Origin of the sequence: Streptomyces sp. Pv4-95 (assembly GCF_045782725.1) — a bacterium.
Classification (GTDB): Bacteria; Actinomycetota; Actinomycetes; order Streptomycetales; family Streptomycetaceae; genus Streptomyces.
This window is the reverse complement of the sequence record NZ_CP127172.1, coordinates 2,862,754-2,877,441: the sequence shown is the minus strand read 5'-3', so window position 1 is coordinate 2,877,441 and position 14,688 is coordinate 2,862,754. Positions and strand designations below refer to the sequence as shown.

Below are 14,688 nucleotides of genomic sequence, written 5' to 3'. Positions count from 1 at the left end.
GCGGGCCCCGGCGGTGATCACCGCCGGGGCCTCCTCGATTTCCAGGTATCCGCAGGTCAGGGCCGCGTACGGGCCCCCGCCGGGGCCGGTACCAGGGACCGGAAGCGGCGCAGTCGCAGGCTGTTGCCGACGACGAAGACCGAGGAGAAGGCCATCGCGGCACCGGCGATCATCGGGTTGAGGAGCCCGGCGGCGGCGAGGGGAAGGGCCGCGACGTTGTAGCCGAAGGCCCAGAAGAGATTGGCGCGGATGGTGTTGAGGGTGGCGCGGGCGAGGCGGATGGCGTCGGCCGCGGTGCGCAGATCGCCGCGGACGAGGGTGAGGTCGCCGGCCTCGATGGCGGCGTCGGTGCCGGTGCCCATGGCGAGGCCGAGATCGGCGGTGGCGAGAGCGGCGGCGTCGTTGATGCCGTCGCCGACCATGGCGACGGTCCGGCCCTCGCTCCGCAGGCGGGTGATGACCGCGACCTTGTCCTCGGGGAGGACGCCCGCGATGACCTCTTCGATGCCCACCTCCGCGGCGACGGCGCGGGCGACGGCCTCGTTGTCGCCGGTGAGCAGCACGGGGGTCAGGCCCAGGGCGCGCAGGCCGCGGACGGCCTCTGCGCTGGTCGGCTTCACCGCGTCCGAGACCACCAGCACCGCACGGGCCCGGCCGTCCCAGCCGACGGCGACCGCGGTCCGGCCGGCCGCCTCCGCCTCGGACGTGGCGGCCGCCAGCTCGGGCGGCAGCTCCTGGCCCTGCTCCCGCAGCAGCCGCCGGCGGCCGACGAGGACGGTGTGCCCGTCGACGACGCCCCGCACCCCGAGCCCGGGAAGGTTCGTGAAGTCCTGGGGGGCCGGCAGCGCACCGCCCCTGGCCGTCTCGGTCTCCGCCGCGGTGGCGATGGCACGGGCGATCGGGTGCTCCGAGGCGTGCTCCAGCGCGCCGGCCAGGCGCAGTGCCTCCTGGCGGGTCTCGCCGTCGGCGAGGTGCACCCCGGTCAGGGTCATCACGCCGGTGGTGACCGTGCCGGTCTTGTCCAGCACGATGGTGTCCACCCGGCGCGTGGATTCCAGGACCTCGGGGCCCTTGAGCAGGATGCCGAGCTGGGCGCCCCGGCCGGTCCCGACCATCAGCGCGGTGGGGGTGGCGAGCCCGAGGGCGCACGGGCAGGCGATGATCAGGACCGCCACGGCCGCGGTGAAGGCGGCCACCGCCCCGGCGCCGCTGCCGAGCCAGTACCCCAAGGTGCCGACGGCGAGCGCGATGACGACGGGGACGAAGACCGCGGAGATCCGGTCGGCGAGGCGCTGGGCCGCGGCCTTGCCGTTCTGCGCGTCCTCCACCAGGCGCGCCATCCGGGCGAGCTGGGTGTCGGAGCCGACGCGGGTGGCCTCCACGACGAGCCGGCCGCCGGCGTTGACGGTGGCGCCGGTGACGGTGTCACCGGGGGAGACCTCGACGGGGACGGACTCACCGGTGAGCATCGAGGCGTCCACGGCGGATGCGCCGTCCACCACCCGGCCGTCGGTGGCGATGGTCTCCCCGGGGCGTACGACGAAGTGGTCGCCGACGGACAGCTCGGCCACCGGGACGCGTACCTCGCGGCCGTCACGCAGGACGACGGCGTCCTTGGCACCCAGCTCCATCAGCGCCCGCAGGGCCGCGCCGGCCTTCCGCTTCGAGCGGGCCTCGAAGTACCGGCCCGCCAGGATGAAGGTGGTGACCCCGGCCGCCGCCTCCAGGTAGATGCTGCCGCTGCCGTCGGTGCGGGCGATGGTCAGCTCGAAGGGGTGGGTCATACCGGGCATGCCCGCCGTGCCGAAGAACAGCGCCCACAGCGACCAGCCGAGCGCCGCGAGGGTGCCCATCGAGATCAGGGTGTCCATGGTGGCCGCGCCGTGCCGCAGGTTCGTCCAGGCGGCCCGGTGGAAGGGCAGCGCCCCGTAGGCGACGACCGGGGCGGCCAGGGTCAGCGAGAGCCACTGCCAGTTGGTGAACTGCAGCGCCGGCACCATCGCCATCAAGATCACCGGAACGCTGAGGGTGAGGGAGACGAGGAGGCGTTGACGCAGTCCGGCGAGGGAGTCGGCCTCCTGGGGGGCGGCCGGTGCGCCGGATGCGTCGCGGGACGCGTCCACCGGCGGCGGTGCCGGGGCCGGCGGAGCGGGCACCGCGGCGGTGTAGCCGGTCTTCTCGACGGTGGCGATCAGGTCGGAGGTCTCGACGCCGCTGCCCGCGGCGACCGCCACCTTCGCCTTCTCGGTGGCGTAGTTGACGCTCGCGGTGACGCCCTCCATGCGGTTGAGCTTCTTCTCTACCCGGGCCGCGCACGACGCGCAGGTCATCCCGCCGATCTCCAGCTCGACGCGCTGCTCGCCGATCGCGGTGGTCATGACTGCTCCTCCGTCTGCTGCGGGTGCCGTCCGTGCTCGGTGGCCGGGGCGGGCGTGGCCGGCCCGTGCGGTGCGGGGGCCTGCCGCCCGTCCCCATCGTCGCCGATCGCGCGGCCGAGGCCGAAACCGCCGGCGAGGACGACGAGCAGGATCAGTGCGTAGCCGCCGAGCTTGGCCGGGGTGGTCAGGGCCCTCATGGCGTACTCCTCATCGCGAGCCTCCCGAATGCCGGGGACGACGGCGGCGGCCGGCGTCCACTGTGCAGAACCATATACCCCCTAGGGGTATTCCGCGACCGGCGGACCCCGAGATGCGACCGTCGTACCGGGGAGGGAGTGGCGAGGCTCACGGCCGCCCGACGAGCCACCGCCGAGCCCGCCTGTTCGGCGTCGTTCTTCGCTCCTTATCTGCGCCCATATCAGGATCCCAGGACGTAAAAACCGGGGCTCCGCCGTACCGCAGGCGGGCCCCGGCGCGCCATACTGGCGGGGTGTCGATGATCAGCAACCTCCGCAAGGCCGTCCGGCTGCCGCAGCCGCGCAGCCATGGGGTCGACCTCAGCCACCCGGCCCGGTCGCCGTTGGGTACCGCCGTCGTGAACTGCGCGGTCTACGTCTCCGGCATACGGCAGAGCGGCGACCACCCGGCCGACGAGGCGATCCGCCGGGTCAGGAAGTCCGGCGACGGTTTTGTCTGGATCGGCCTGCACGAGCCCACCGAGAAGGAGTTCGCCGGAATCGTCGAGCTGTTCGGGCTGCACCCGCTCGCCGTCGAGGACGCGGTCGACGCCCACCAGCGGCCCAAGCTGGAGCGCTACGACCAGTCGCTGTTCACGGTCTTCAAGACCGTCCGCTATGTGGAACACGACCAGCTCACCGACACCAGCGAAGTGGTGGACACCGGCGAGATCATGGTCTTCACCGGCGCCGACTTCGTGATCACGGTGCGGCACGGCGGCCATGGCTCGCTCGGCCCGCTCCGTGAGCAGCTGGAGAGCGTCCCCGAGCAGCTGGCCCTCGGCCCGTCCGCCGTCCTGCACGCCATCGCCGACCTGGTCGTGGACGACTATCTGGACGTCACGGCCGCCGTGCAGGACGACATCGACGACGTCGAGAGCGAGGTCTTCTCGGTCCGGGGCGGCGGCGGAGCCGGCCGGATCTACCAGCTCAAGCGCGAACTGCTGGAACTGAAGCGGGCGGTGGCCCCGTTGGACCGGCCGATGCAGGCGCTGGCCACCCAGCCGATGTCGCCGGTCGACCCGCGGATCCAGACCTACTTCCGGGACGTCGCCGACCACCTCGACCGGGTCACCGAGCAGATCACCGCGTTCGACGAGCTGCTCAACTCCATACTCCAGGCGCATCTCGCCCAGGTCACCGTCGCCCAGAACGAGGACATGCGCCGGATCAGTGCCTGGGTGGCGATCCTGGCCGTGCCGACCATGGTCTGTGGCGTCTACGGCATGAATTTCGACTACATGCCGGGACAGCACTGGATATACGGCTATCCCCTGGTGATGGCGGTGACCGTGGTGGCGTGCTTGGTGATCCACCGCGGATTCAAGCGCAACGGCTGGCTGTAGGCAGGTAGTTGCCGCCGGGCCGCTGCGCCCCGGCCCCCGCATCGACCGGTCCGGAGATCGCCCGGCCGCGTAGGATTCGATCAGTCTCCGGCACCGCCGCGCCACGGGTTGCGCGGTAAGGACGGAAGCGTCTGACCGGCAGAAACGGGAGGGCCCATGGCAGAGGTGTTCCTACGGCGGTTGACCAGGTGGCAGGCGGAGACCCAGCGGGAGTCCGTCGCCGATCTGTACGCCGCGGCCCACCGCGATCCGGTGTCCGGGCAGGCCCCCGGGCGGGAGGACTTCCTGCGCCGGTTCGCCGAGCACGACGTCCAGCGCCCCGGCTTCGAGATGGTCATCGGCAGCGACCCCGCGCTCGCCGGATGCTGCTACGGCTATCCCCTCGACAGCGCGGACGACCGGCACCGGGAGCTGACCGGCGAGTTGCCGGACGCACTGCGCGAACAGGGCACGGCGGGCGGGCTGTTCCTCGTCGCCGAACTGCTGGTGCTGCCCGTCCACCGGCGCACCCGGGTGGCCACCCGCCTCCAGGAGACGCTGCTGATGCGCAGCAGCGCCGCGCGGGCGGTCGTCCTCCTCGGCTCGGACAACGCCCCGGCCAGGGCCGCGTTCCGTTCGTGGGGCTGGGATCCGGTGGAGCGGCCGGGGCAGCCCGCGGAGGCCGTGGGACGCGAGGTGTGGAGCCGGGCGCTGCGGTAGCCCCCGAGCGCGCCGCACCGGCCGCCGGGCGGTGCGGCGCGCGGGCACACGCGAGCGGCGGGGCCCGGGAAGGGCCCCGCCGCATGCGGGTTGGAGAGGGCCGGCCGCCAGGTACCGGCCCTCGTCAGCCACCGGCCGTCAGCGTGTCCTGACCGTGGTCGAAGGGTCAGGGCGGCGCGGGCGGTCGCCGTTTATCAGGAGGCCTTGCCGAAGTGCAGGCCCGCCAGTCCGTTGGCCCACAGCTGGTTCACCTGGGCACGCTCGTTGGCGTCCGGCTGGGCGTTCTGGCACGAGGTGCCGGGGCCGCCACCGGACATCAGCTCGCTGCAGGGACCCTCGTAGTGGTCCGGCAGACCCAGCACATGGCCGGTCTCGTGCGCGGTCACGCGGGTGGAGTTGTACTCCTGGTTCTGCTGGTAGTCCAGGAACACATAACCCCGGCCGTGGCCGTCGGTGCTGGCGTAGGAACCACGCGGGTCGTTGCCCTCGCGGTACTGGAAGTCGCCGCCGCTGCCTGCCTGCAGCTTCACGTTCGACACGGCGCTGTTCCAGATCGACGCGCTCTGCGATATCTGACTTGCGAAGGTCGGGGCGGCGCTGGCGTCGTAGGTCACGGTGACCGAGGCCGCGTTCGGGTGCGCCTTCATCTTGGCCTTGGCCGACTTCATCACGGCCTCGAAGAACGCCTTGGTGTCGGCCTTCTCGGCGGCCGAGCCGGTGTACGCGGCGATCGAGGCCCGCGTGCTGTGGGAGGGGGAGGAGGGGGAGGGGGAGGCTGCCGAAACCGGTGCCGCTGCTGCGAGCGCGGCAACGAGGCCCAGGCCGAGCGCCGCCGACAGCGCCGTCTTGGGAGATCTCATGTGGGGGCTCCTTTATTTCCGAGGGCCGTACGGTCGCCGTGTGGGGCGGCGACCGGGGCCCTGCGGATTTCTTGGTGCCGCCGAGTCTGGGGGGAGTTCACCCGTCGGGCGGAGATGCCAGGTGGTGATAGGACGAGGCAATACCCCGCGGGAAAATGGCACTTGGCGCAGGTGAAGAGTCTGGTGTGACGGATGCAGACGTCGATATGCTCCCGATGTGGAGCTTGAGGTGAGGCATCTTCGCGCAGTGTGCGCCATCGCCGACTCCGGCAGCGTACGCAAGGCGGCCAGGCAGCTGGGCATGACCCAGCCCTCCTTGACGACCCAGCTCCACCGCATCGAGAAAGCCCTGGGCGGCCAGCTGTTCTTCCGCGAGGCGAGCGGCAGCCGCCCCACCCCGCTGGGGTACTCCGTGCTCTGCCGGGCCCGGCCGATAGTGGCCGAGATGCGGGCGCTGGTCGAGGAGATCGCCACGGTGTCGGTGCGCGAGAAGGGGGCGCGGCTGCACATCGGCAGCACCAACAGCCGTGCCGTCGCCGGCTGGCTGCGCAGACTGCGGGTGCGGCTCCCGGAGACCGACACCACGATAAGGACCGATGTGTCCGCCAATGCGCTGCTGCAGATGGTGGTGATGGGCCAGCTCGACGTGGCGTTCGTGCACGAGGTCGAGGGGGCTCCGCTACGGGTGCCCGAAGGGCTGGTGGAGCACGAACTCATCGCCAGGGAACCGCAGTTCATCGCGATGTCCGACGGTCACCCGGCGGCGGCGCGGACGGTGGTACGGGTCGAGGACCTGGCCGACGACCAGTGGATGGTCGACCCGACGGTGGACGGTGAGTGGGCCGGGCTGCGGCGCGTCTGGGCCGCCGCGGGCGTCAAGCCCCGGGTGGTGCACGGCGATTACCTCACTGCGGTGGATCTCGTCACCGCCGGCGAGGTGGTCACCCCCTGCCAGCCGACCGCGCGGCCCCGCCAGGGCATGGCCATCCGCCCGCTGCACGGCGACCCGCTGGCGGTGCGCCTGTTCATGGCCTGCCGCCCGGACGGCAGCCCGGCTGCCCCCGCCGATGCCCTCTTCGCCGACCTGACCTCGTCCTACATGGAGATCGCCTGGTCCAGCGCGGCGTATCGCGACTGGCTCGTCCGGCATGACGGGCCGCTGCCGGTCGGCACCTAGCTGCCCGGTGGGCCCGGCGGGTCACTCCGGTCGCTGGGCCGTGGACTACCGGCCGTGCAGGTGACTCGCGTACGCGCCGGTCGTTGGCCAGGACATGAAGAAGATCACTGCTGCCGCCACCCTGGCGCTCCTGGTGGCCCTGCTCCCGGCCGCCGGCGCGAGGGCGGATGACCCGTTGCCGGGTGCCCGTTGTTCCACCGACCGGCTTCTGCCCTATCCGGGCCACCTCGACATGTTCATCCAGTGTTCCAACGGCGTCCCCTATGTGATGCCGTGCCCGGACGGCCTGGAATTCCACTACCGCGAGCAGGTCTGCGACTGGCCCCAGGGATAGCCCGGAGGGTTCCGCTTACCGCCTCCGCCGGGCAGCCCCGAGGGGGTGTGCCGCCGGGCACACCCCGATCTGCCCGGCGGCACCCTCCGGCCGCGGGGTCAGGTACTGGTCGAAATCTCCGGGGTCGGTACGGGGCCGCCGTCGGCATCGGGGCCCGGGGTGGCGGAGGGGGCCGGGGCGGGGGAGACGGGTGCGGGGGCAGGCTCGATGCGGCGGGGTGAGCGCTCCGGTGCCGGATACGCGAGATGCACCAGCCGCGATTGTTCCTGACGCATGTACATGAGCGATTCGAGGATGTAGCCGACGAGCAGGACCAGGGCCGCGGTGCTCATGATGGCGGCCGCGAGGATCGCGGTGGGGAAGCGCGGCACGGTGCCGGTGCTGACGTAGTCCAGGATCACCGGGATGCCGAGAACGATCGCCAGCAGGGCGAGCAGGCCCGCGACGGCGGTGTGCACCAGCGAAGGCCGCTCGCGCCGTGCCAGGTTGAGGATGACGCGCAGGATGCGCCACCCGTCCCGGTAGGTGCGCAGTTTGCTCTCGCTGCCGGCCGGGCGGTCCTTGAAGTCGACGGGGATCTCGGCCGTGGGGAGCCGCAGGATGAGCGCGTGGACCGTCATCTCGGTCTCGGTCTCGAACTGTCTGGAGAGCGCCGGGAAGGACTTGACGAAGCGTCGGGAGAAGACCCGGTATCCGCTCAGCATGTCGGTCACGTCATTGCCGAAGAGGGACCGCACCGCCCCGGTGAGCAGCTTGTTCCCGACGGCGTGGCCCGTCCGGTAGGCGCCGTCGACCGTCTCGCGGCGGACGCCGAGGACCTGGTCGTAGGGCCCCTCGAAGAGCAGGTCCACCATCTCGCGCGCCCGGGACGCGTCGTAGGTGTCGTCGCCGTCGATGATGAGCAGCGCGTCGGCGTCGACATCGGCGAAGGCGCGCCGGATGACGTTGCCTTTTCCCTTGCGGCGCTCCTCGCGGATGATGGCGCCCGCCGCACGGGCGACCTCCACCGTCCGGTCGGTGGAGGCGTTGTCGTAGACGTAGATCTCCGCTTCGGGGAGCGCGGCCCTCAGATCGCGCACCACCTTGCCGATGGCCGCCTCTTCGTTATGGCACGGCACGACGCAGGCGATCGTGGGACTCACAGTCTCTCCTCGGATGAATCGACACCGGCCGTAGTGGTCAAAATATGACATAGCGGTGGATCATCGGCGAGGTGAACGCGGGCTGTTACCGTCTGTTCCGTGTCGTTTCCCGGGTCCTTGACGCTGCGTGTGGGGGACGCCCTGCGGAGCATCTGGCGCGAGGCGGCCAAGTTCGGGATCGTCGGGGCGCTCGCCTTCGTGCTGGACAACGGGGGTTACAACCTGCTGGTCTTCGGCCTCCCGGGGGGCGGTGACGGGCCGATGGCGGCCGCGCCGGTCCAGGCGTCCGTCCTCGCGACGGGTGCGGCGACGATCTTCAGCTGGGTCGGCAACCGCTACTGGACCTACCGTCACCAGCGCCGCGAGAAGGTCTCCCAGGAGCTGACGCTGTTCCTGATCGTGAACGTCATCGGCCTCGTCATCACCGCGGGCACCGTCTTCCTCTCCCGGCACCTGATCGGGCTCGACTCCGCGCTCGCCGACAACGTCGCCCGCATCTTCGGCTGGGTCCTCGCCACGCTGTTCCGCTTCGTCACCTACCGGCGCTATGTCTTCGTCGCGCCCTGATCCGGCCGGGCGGACACGCCGGGCGCGGTCCGGCAGCCGCTGTTAGCATCCGGGCATATGGGACATCTGCGATGGATTCGGCGTGAACGGCGCTGGTCCTGGGCTCTGGCGCTCATCGCCACGGCCTGTTGCCTGGCCACCACCGCCGTTTTCTCCCCCGGGTTCGTGAGCGCGGACACCCTGTCCCAGCTCCGACAGGCCCTGGGCCGGGAGCCGCTGAGCGACTGGCACCCGCCCGTCATGAGCCTGGTGTGGCAGGGGCTCATCGCGGTGACGGGCCTCCCCGCGGCCCTGGCCATCGTGCAGTCCGTCCTCTTCTGGGCGGCGCTCGGGACGATCGCCTGGTGCGTGTGGGAGGCGACCGGGAGCCGGCCGAAGTCCCTCGCTGTGCTCGGCGTCGGGCTGACTCCCCAGGTGCTGACGTTCGTCGGTGTGGTGTGGAAAGACGTCCACATGGCGATCGCGCTCCTGGCCACCTGCGCGGTCGCGCTGGTCGGGCGGCGCCTGCCGGCGGGCCGTCCGGCCCTGCGGTGGGCCCTCCTGGGGCTCGGAGTGCTCTTCCTCGTCTACGCCATCCTGGTGCGCAAGAACGCCGTGTTCGCGGCGATTCCGGTCTTCGTGCTGCTCGTCCTCGCGCTGTGGGGCGGCCGTCCCGGGCGCCGGACGTGGCTGATGTCCTCGGCGGTCCTCGTCGTCGCCCTCGTGCTGCCCTCGGCCGCCGTCTCGGCCTTCGCGCGGCCGGTGCAACTGAGCCAGGGCTCGCAGATCCTGCTGGACGACCTCATCCACGTCGTGCCCGTGCGCGAGCTGCGGACGGCGGACGTGTCGCCGGAGCTGCGGGGCCGGCTGGTGGCCGCGGCCGAGGAGTGCCACCGCATCAAGTCCCTGTCCAACTCCTACTTCACCTGCTACGACCCGGGGCCGAAGGGGCTCGCCGCGGACGCGGACCAGCTGACGTCCTTGTGGATCAGCAAGATGAGCGGCGATGTGCCGCTGTACCTCCAGTACCGCCTGCAGGTCTTCTCGGAGCTGCTCTTCAAGGGGCGCTACGAGTACCAGAACGGGGTCATGCCCAACGATCTCGGACTGCGGGTGACGAACCCCCGGCTGGAGGCCACCCTCCAGAACTACATCGACGCCGCGGTCCGGGATCTGTCGTTCCTGTTCGCGGGGTGGTTCTGGCTCGGCGTCGGGCTGGTGCTCGTGTTCCGGCCGGGCCGGGGGAGCTTCGCGATGCCCGTCCGGGCGCTGGCCGTCAGCTCGGTGGCCTATGTGGTCGGATATCTGCCGATCATGCCGGCGACGGACTTCCGCTACATCTACTGGCCGGCGATCGCGGGCACGCTCGGCGTTCTGCTGGTGTGGGTCGGCCGCGGCACCCCGCCGCCCGCGTCCCCGGCCGGCTCACGGACCGGCGACGACCGGCGGGAGGAGCCCTACCGGTCGGCGGACTCCGAGAGCGAGCCGCTGCCCAACTGACCCCGCTCGCGGGGACGGCCGCCCGAACGGCCGCACCCGGACCACCGTGGACTCCCTGTGGGGCGTCCGGCGGGCCGGGTGCGGACATTCGGACTCTGCGGAGCAGGTAACCGCAGGTCGGATCGCCTGATGGCAGATCAGGCCTTCTTGGTCTCCCAGAAGATCTTGTCGATCTCGGCAATCAGGTCCAGCGCCTTCTGGCCGGTTGCCGGGTCGTTCGAACCCTTGGCGGCGCTGAGTGCCTTGAGGGTGTCGTTGACCAGCTGGTGCAGCTGCGGGTACTTCTCGAAGTGCGGCGGCTTGAAGTAGTCGCTCCACAGCACCGAGACGTGGTGCTTGGCCAGCTCGGCGCGCTGCTCCTTGATCAGGACGGCGCGGGTGCGGAAGTCCGCATCCTCGTTGCCCTGGTACTTCTCCTGGACGGCCTTGACCGACTCGGCCTCGATACGGGCCTGGGCGGGGTCGTACACGCCGCAGGGAAGGTCGCAGTGGGCGCTGACCTTGACCTTGGGGGCGAACAGGCGGGAAAGCATGTTCAGTCCTTCCTCGTGATCGTCTTCTCAGGTGCGAGATTACTCGGTGGGGGAAGCCTTTTCGCGGGTGCCCCGTGGGTCTTAGGGCAAAAGTCCAGTGCCAAGGTGGGGCGGATGGAGGATGGACCGGTGAGCGGGTCGGACCGGAGGGACGGGATGCCGGAGCGGGTGGAAGAGCGCGGGCCGGAGCGGGAGCGCGCCGAGGGTACGGGGCAGGCCGGCGGACGGGGCGGGCTGCTGAGCGCGTTCGGGCTTGCCGAGGTCTACAACCCCTCGATGGTGCCGACGCTGCGGCCGGGCGACCAGCTGGTGGTGCAGTACGGGGCGACGGTGCGGCCCGGTGACGTGGTGGTGCTGCGGCATCCGTTCCGCCAGGACCTGCTGATCGTCAAACGTGCCGTCCGGCGGGACGAGGGCGGCTGGTGGGTGCAGGGCGACAATCCGTACGTCCGGAACGACAGCCGCGAATTCGGTGCCGTTCCGGACGAGCTGGTCATCGCGCGGGCCTGGGCCCGGGTCCGGCCGCCGCGGGGGATTCAGCGGTCGCCGAGGGCGCTGCTCTCCTGGGCCGTCTCGGCGGTCCGGCCGGTACGGGCGGACCGGTCGCTCTCCAGGCGCTTGCGGGCGCGGTAGGCGGCGACGTTGGCGCGGGTCGCGCAGCGGTCGGAGCAGTACCGCCGGGAGCGGTTGGTGGAGGTGTCGAGGTAGGCGTTGCGGCACGGCCGCGCCTCGCAGATGCCCAGCCGGTCGACGCCCAGCTCGGTGAGGTGGAAGGCCAGGCCCATGCAGGCGGTCGCGGTGTAGCCGGCGGTGGCGTTGGCGGCGTGGTCGGCGATGTGCAGGTGCCACTTGGGGCGGCCGTCGTCGTCGCGGAACTCGTGGCCGGAGATCTGCGGGCTGACCGGGAACTCCATCATCAGCGCGTTGAGCAGGTCGACGGCGAGCACCTCGTCGCCGCCGTCGGCGGCCTCGAAGACGGCGCGCAACCGGGAGCGGACCGCGCGCAGCCGCGTGACGTCGCTGTCCGTCGCGCGCCTGGCCGCCTGCTGTGCCGGGCCGAAGAGGTCGCGTACGGCCTCGACCGAGGTGAGGCCGTCGCCACCGCGCTCGGGCTGCTCGGTGTTGACCAGCCGCACGGCAAAGTCCGAGTAATAGGCCAGTTCCACTTGTAGTCCTTACCAGGGGCGGTCTATGGTGCGGAGTGCGTGTTCGTAATGGGTGGTTTAGCTACGAGGGTATTACGGGCTGAAGGGGATGCGATGACCGAGACCATTGTCGGCGCCGACTGGCAGGCGTGGCAGAACAGTTGGGACCGTCAGCAGGAGTGGTACATGCCCGACCGCGAGGAGCGGTTCCGGGTGATGCTCGACATGGTCGAGGCACTGGTGGGCCCCGCGCCCAGGGTTCTGGATCTCGCCTGCGGTACGGGCAGTATCTCCGACCGCCTCCTCAAGCGGTTCCCGAAGGCGGAAAGTGTGGGCGTCGATCTGGATCCGGCGCTGCTGGCCATCGCGGAGGGCTACTTCGAGGGCGAGCCGCGGGTCCGCTTCGTGCGGGCCGACCTGAAGGACCCGGAGTGGACGGCCCGGCTGCCGCACGACTCCTACGACGCGGTGCTCACCGCCACCGCGCTGCACTGGCTGCACTCCGAGGACCTGCGCGGGCTGTACGGGCAGCTCGGCGGGCTGGTGCGGGACGGCGGCGTCTTCATGAACGCCGACCACATGCCGGAGGAGGCCACCCCACGGATCAACGCCGCGGAGCGGGCCTTCCGGCACGCGCGGATGGACCGGGCCAAGGAGGCCGGCGCGGTCGACTGGGCCGCCTGGTGGCGGCTGGCCGCCGCCGACCCGCGGCTTGCGGGCCCGACCGCCGAACGCTTCGAGATCTACGGCGAGCACGCCGACGGCGACACCCCCTCCGCGCGGTGGCACGCCCAGGCGTTGCGGGACTCCGGTTTCGCCGAGGCGCGGGCGGTGTGGAGCTCCCCGTCCGACGCGCTGGTGATCGGCCTGAAGTGATCCGGAGACGGCTGGGAGCGGCGTGATCCGGCCGGGCCGGGAAGCACGAAGGCGGTACGCGGACCCTTCCGGGACGCGTACCGCCTCTTTTTCGTGCGCCGGGGCGCCCGGTCCTCAGAGCACCTTGGACAGGAACGACTTGGTGCGCTCGTGCTGGGGGTTGCCGAGCACATCGCGCGGGTGGCCGGTCTCCACGACCACGCCGTCGTCCATGAAGACCAGCGAGTCGCCGACCTCGCGGGCGAAGCCCATCTCATGGGTGACGACGATCATCGTCATGCCGTCCGCGGCCAGGTCCTTCATGACGTCCAGGACGTCACCGACCAGCTCCGGGTCGAGCGCCGAGGTGGGCTCGTCGAAGAGCATCAGCTTCGGCTCCATCGCCAGCGCACGGGCGATGGCGACCCGCTGCTGCTGACCGCCGGAGAGCTGCGAGGGGTAGTTGCCGGCCTTGTCGGCGAGGCCGACGCGGTCCAGGAGCTTGGTCGCGCGCTGCCGGGCTGCGGACCGGGACTCGCCCTTGACCTGGATCGGCGCCTCCATGATGTTCTCCACCGCGGTCATGTGCGGGAAGAGGTTGAAGCGCTGGAAGACCATGCCGATGTCGCGGCGGCGGGCGGCGACCTCGCGGTCGCGCAGCTCGTAGAGCTTGCCGTTGTGCTCGCGGTAGCCCACCAGCTCGCCGTCGACGGACAGCCGGCCGGCGTTGACCTTCTCCAGGTGGTTGATGCAGCGCAGGAACGTCGACTTGCCGGAGCCGGACGGGCCGATCAGGCAGAAGACCTCCTTGGGCGCCACTTCGAGGTCGATGCCCTTGAGGATGTGGGCCGCGCCGAAGGACTTGTGGACGCCCTCGGCCTTCACCATCGGGACGCCGGGCTTGCCGGCCGTCTTGCTGAGGCTGTTCTTGCTGGTCATCCGGCACCTCCGGCGGAGCGGTTGAAGCCGCCGGACAGCTGCGCCTTGGCGCGCTGGAGCGGGGTGGGCGGGAGCTGGCGGCTGGAGCCGCGGGCGTAGTAGCGCTCCAGGTAGTACTGGCCGATGCTCAGGACGGTGGTGGCGATCAGGTACCAGGCCGCGGCGAGGATCAGCATCTCGACGACGACACCGGAGTCGCGTCCGACGTTCTGCGCGGCCTGCAGCAGGTCGTAGTACTGGACGGCGATGACCAGCGAGGAGGTCTTGAGCATGTTGATGACCTCGTTGCCGGTCGGCGGCACGATCACCCGCATCGCCTGGGGCACGATGATCCGGCGCAGCGTCTTGCCCTGGCTCATGCCCAGCGCGTGCGCCGCCTCGGTCTGGCCCTCGTCGACGGCGTTCAGACCGGCCCGGCAGATCTCCGCCATGTACGCCGCCTCGTTGAGCCCGAGGCCCAGCAGCGCGCACAGGAACGGGGTCATGAAGTCCGACCACTCGTCCTTGTAGATCGGCATGACGTCGATGTACTGGAACACCAGGCCGAGGTTGAACCACAGGAACAACTGGACGTAGACCGGCGTGCCGCGGAAGAACCAGACGTAGAACCACGCGACGGTCGAGGTCACCGGGTTCTTGGACTGGCGCATCACGGCCAGGATCACACCCCCGACGATGCCTATGATCATCGAGAGCACGGTTATCAGCAGGGTGTTGCGCAGGCCCTTGAGGATGTCCCCGTTGAACAGGTACTGGGGAATGGCGTCCCAGTTGACGTTCCCGGAGGCGAAGGCACGGCCCAGCAGTGCGAGCACCGTGAGCACGGCGACCGCCGCCACCCAGCGCCCGTAGTGGCGCACGGGTATGGCCTTGATGGGCTCGGGCTGGGGCGGCGGAGCGTCCGCCGGCGGCTGTGCCGACTTGTCGACGTCAACTGACACGGGTGTTGCCTTTCAGCGTTCGGCGGGGTTGCGCGGTGAGCGGTGAGCGGGACTCGC

At 70.9% G+C, this 14,688-nt stretch carries 16 protein-coding genes; 8 read left to right on the top strand and 8 right to left on the bottom strand.

From position 1 onward, the window contains the following. Positions 1–56: 56 nt before the first annotated feature. Positions 57–2,378: a heavy metal translocating P-type ATPase gene (locus QOM21_RS12600; RefSeq protein WP_407549998.1), complete on the bottom strand. Its 2,322-nt coding sequence runs from the start codon at positions 2,376–2,378 to the stop codon at positions 57–59. Beyond that, on the bottom strand, positions 2,375–2,575 hold the full coding sequence (locus QOM21_RS12595; RefSeq protein WP_407549997.1) for a hypothetical protein: 201 nt from the start codon (positions 2,573–2,575) through the stop codon (positions 2,375–2,377). The genes QOM21_RS12600 and QOM21_RS12595 overlap by 4 nt, the downstream gene beginning before the upstream one ends. 299 nt (positions 2,576–2,874) lie before the next feature. On the opposite strand from QOM21_RS12595, the gene QOM21_RS12590 reads away from it, so the two are divergent. Both QOM21_RS12590 and QOM21_RS12585 read left to right on the top strand, forming a co-directional pair. Beyond that, the gene (locus QOM21_RS12590; RefSeq protein WP_407555647.1) at positions 2,875–3,960 is read left to right on the top strand and encodes a magnesium and cobalt transport protein CorA; all 1,086 of its coding nucleotides are present in this window, start codon (positions 2,875–2,877) and stop codon (positions 3,958–3,960) included. A gap of 156 nt (positions 3,961–4,116) precedes the next feature. Further along, entirely contained in the window at positions 4,117–4,659 is a 543-nt protein-coding gene (locus tag QOM21_RS12585; RefSeq protein ID WP_407549996.1) for a hypothetical protein, read from the top strand. A gap of 194 nt (positions 4,660–4,853) precedes the next feature. On the opposite strand, the gene snpA is transcribed toward QOM21_RS12585, so the two are convergent. Then, positions 4,854–5,519: a snapalysin gene (gene snpA / locus QOM21_RS12580; RefSeq protein WP_407549995.1), complete on the bottom strand. Its 666-nt coding sequence runs from the start codon at positions 5,517–5,519 to the stop codon at positions 4,854–4,856. A gap of 229 nt (positions 5,520–5,748) precedes the next feature. Here snpA and QOM21_RS12575 point away from each other — a divergent pair, with 229 nt between their 5' ends. Together QOM21_RS12575 and QOM21_RS12570 are read left to right on the top strand one after the other, a co-directional pair. After that, entirely contained in the window at positions 5,749–6,696 is a 948-nt protein-coding gene (locus QOM21_RS12575) for a LysR substrate-binding domain-containing protein (RefSeq protein ID WP_407549994.1), read from the top strand. Positions 6,697–6,790: 94 nt separating this feature from the next. Further along, on the top strand, positions 6,791–7,030 hold the full coding sequence (locus QOM21_RS12570; RefSeq protein ID WP_407549993.1) for a carbohydrate-binding module family 14 protein: 240 nt from the start codon (positions 6,791–6,793) through the stop codon (positions 7,028–7,030). A 98-nt stretch (positions 7,031–7,128) separates the two neighbouring features. On the opposite strand, the gene QOM21_RS12565 is transcribed toward QOM21_RS12570, so the two are convergent. Next, complete coding sequence (locus tag QOM21_RS12565; RefSeq protein ID WP_407549992.1) at positions 7,129–8,172, bottom strand: glycosyltransferase family 2 protein; 1,044 nt, start codon at positions 8,170–8,172, stop codon at positions 7,129–7,131. Between the two features lie 99 nt (positions 8,173–8,271). Between QOM21_RS12565 and QOM21_RS12560 the strand changes: the two genes are divergently transcribed. Beyond that, positions 8,272–8,739: a GtrA family protein gene (locus tag QOM21_RS12560; RefSeq protein WP_407549991.1), complete on the top strand. Its 468-nt coding sequence runs from the start codon at positions 8,272–8,274 to the stop codon at positions 8,737–8,739. A gap of 57 nt (positions 8,740–8,796) precedes the next feature. Then, positions 8,797–10,218 carry a hypothetical protein gene (locus QOM21_RS12555; RefSeq protein WP_407549990.1) on the top strand — a complete coding sequence of 474 codons (1,422 nt, stop codon included), beginning with the start codon at positions 8,797–8,799 and terminating at the stop codon, positions 10,216–10,218. 137 nt (positions 10,219–10,355) lie between these two features. On the opposite strand, the gene sodN is transcribed toward QOM21_RS12555, so the two are convergent. Continuing rightward, the gene (sodN, locus tag QOM21_RS12550; protein WP_393896603.1) at positions 10,356–10,751 is read right to left on the bottom strand and encodes a superoxide dismutase, Ni; all 396 of its coding nucleotides are present in this window, start codon (positions 10,749–10,751) and stop codon (positions 10,356–10,358) included. A gap of 156 nt (positions 10,752–10,907) precedes the next feature. Here sodN and sodX point away from each other — a divergent pair, with 156 nt between their 5' ends. Further along, complete coding sequence (gene sodX, locus QOM21_RS12545) at positions 10,908–11,384, top strand: nickel-type superoxide dismutase maturation protease (protein ID WP_407555646.1); 477 nt, start codon at positions 10,908–10,910, stop codon at positions 11,382–11,384. Here the strand turns inward: sodX and QOM21_RS12540 are convergent. Next, entirely contained in the window at positions 11,288–11,917 is a 630-nt protein-coding gene (locus QOM21_RS12540) for a CGNR zinc finger domain-containing protein (protein ID WP_407549989.1), read from the bottom strand. The two genes, sodX and QOM21_RS12540, sit on opposite strands and share 97 nt — an antisense overlap. 93 nt (positions 11,918–12,010) lie before the next feature. On the opposite strand from QOM21_RS12540, the gene QOM21_RS12535 reads away from it, so the two are divergent. Next, positions 12,011–12,772: a class I SAM-dependent methyltransferase gene (locus QOM21_RS12535; protein ID WP_407549988.1), complete on the top strand. Its 762-nt coding sequence runs from the start codon at positions 12,011–12,013 to the stop codon at positions 12,770–12,772. 114 nt (positions 12,773–12,886) lie between these two features. Here QOM21_RS12535 and QOM21_RS12530 read toward each other — a convergent pair whose 3' ends face one another. Beyond that, positions 12,887–13,639 (bottom strand): amino acid ABC transporter ATP-binding protein, encoded by a 753-nt coding sequence (locus QOM21_RS12530; protein ID WP_393896681.1) that lies wholly within the window; start codon positions 13,637–13,639, stop codon positions 12,887–12,889. 47 nt (positions 13,640–13,686) lie between these two features. Then, positions 13,687–14,631 carry an amino acid ABC transporter permease gene (locus QOM21_RS12525; RefSeq protein WP_407549987.1) on the bottom strand — a complete coding sequence of 315 codons (945 nt, stop codon included), beginning with the start codon at positions 14,629–14,631 and terminating at the stop codon, positions 13,687–13,689. Between the last annotated feature and the right edge of the window lie 57 nt (positions 14,632–14,688).

Excerpts from the sequence above, each read along its gene's own strand:
- QOM21_RS12600 (WP_407549998.1), bottom strand. The coding sequence starts at position 2,378 with ATGACCACCGCGATCGGCGAGCAGCGCGTCGAGCTGGAGATCGGCGGG.
- QOM21_RS12595 (WP_407549997.1), bottom strand. The coding sequence starts at position 2,575 with ATGAGGGCCCTGACCACCCCGGCCAAGCTCGGCGGCTACGCACTGATC.
- QOM21_RS12590 (WP_407555647.1), top strand. The coding sequence starts at position 2,875 with ATGATCAGCAACCTCCGCAAGGCCGTCCGGCTGCCGCAGCCGCGCAGC.
- QOM21_RS12585 (WP_407549996.1), top strand. The coding sequence starts at position 4,117 with ATGGCAGAGGTGTTCCTACGGCGGTTGACCAGGTGGCAGGCGGAGACC.
- snpA (WP_407549995.1), bottom strand. The coding sequence starts at position 5,519 with ATGAGATCTCCCAAGACGGCGCTGTCGGCGGCGCTCGGCCTGGGCCTC.
- QOM21_RS12570 (WP_407549993.1), top strand. The coding sequence starts at position 6,791 with ATGAAGAAGATCACTGCTGCCGCCACCCTGGCGCTCCTGGTGGCCCTG.
- QOM21_RS12555 (WP_407549990.1), top strand. The coding sequence starts at position 8,797 with ATGGGACATCTGCGATGGATTCGGCGTGAACGGCGCTGGTCCTGGGCT.
- sodN (WP_393896603.1), bottom strand. The coding sequence starts at position 10,751 with ATGCTTTCCCGCCTGTTCGCCCCCAAGGTCAAGGTCAGCGCCCACTGC.
- sodX (WP_407555646.1), top strand. The coding sequence starts at position 10,908 with ATGCCGGAGCGGGTGGAAGAGCGCGGGCCGGAGCGGGAGCGCGCCGAG.
- QOM21_RS12535 (WP_407549988.1), top strand. The coding sequence starts at position 12,011 with ATGACCGAGACCATTGTCGGCGCCGACTGGCAGGCGTGGCAGAACAGT.
- QOM21_RS12530 (WP_393896681.1), bottom strand. The coding sequence starts at position 13,639 with ATGGTGAAGGCCGAGGGCGTCCACAAGTCCTTCGGCGCGGCCCACATC.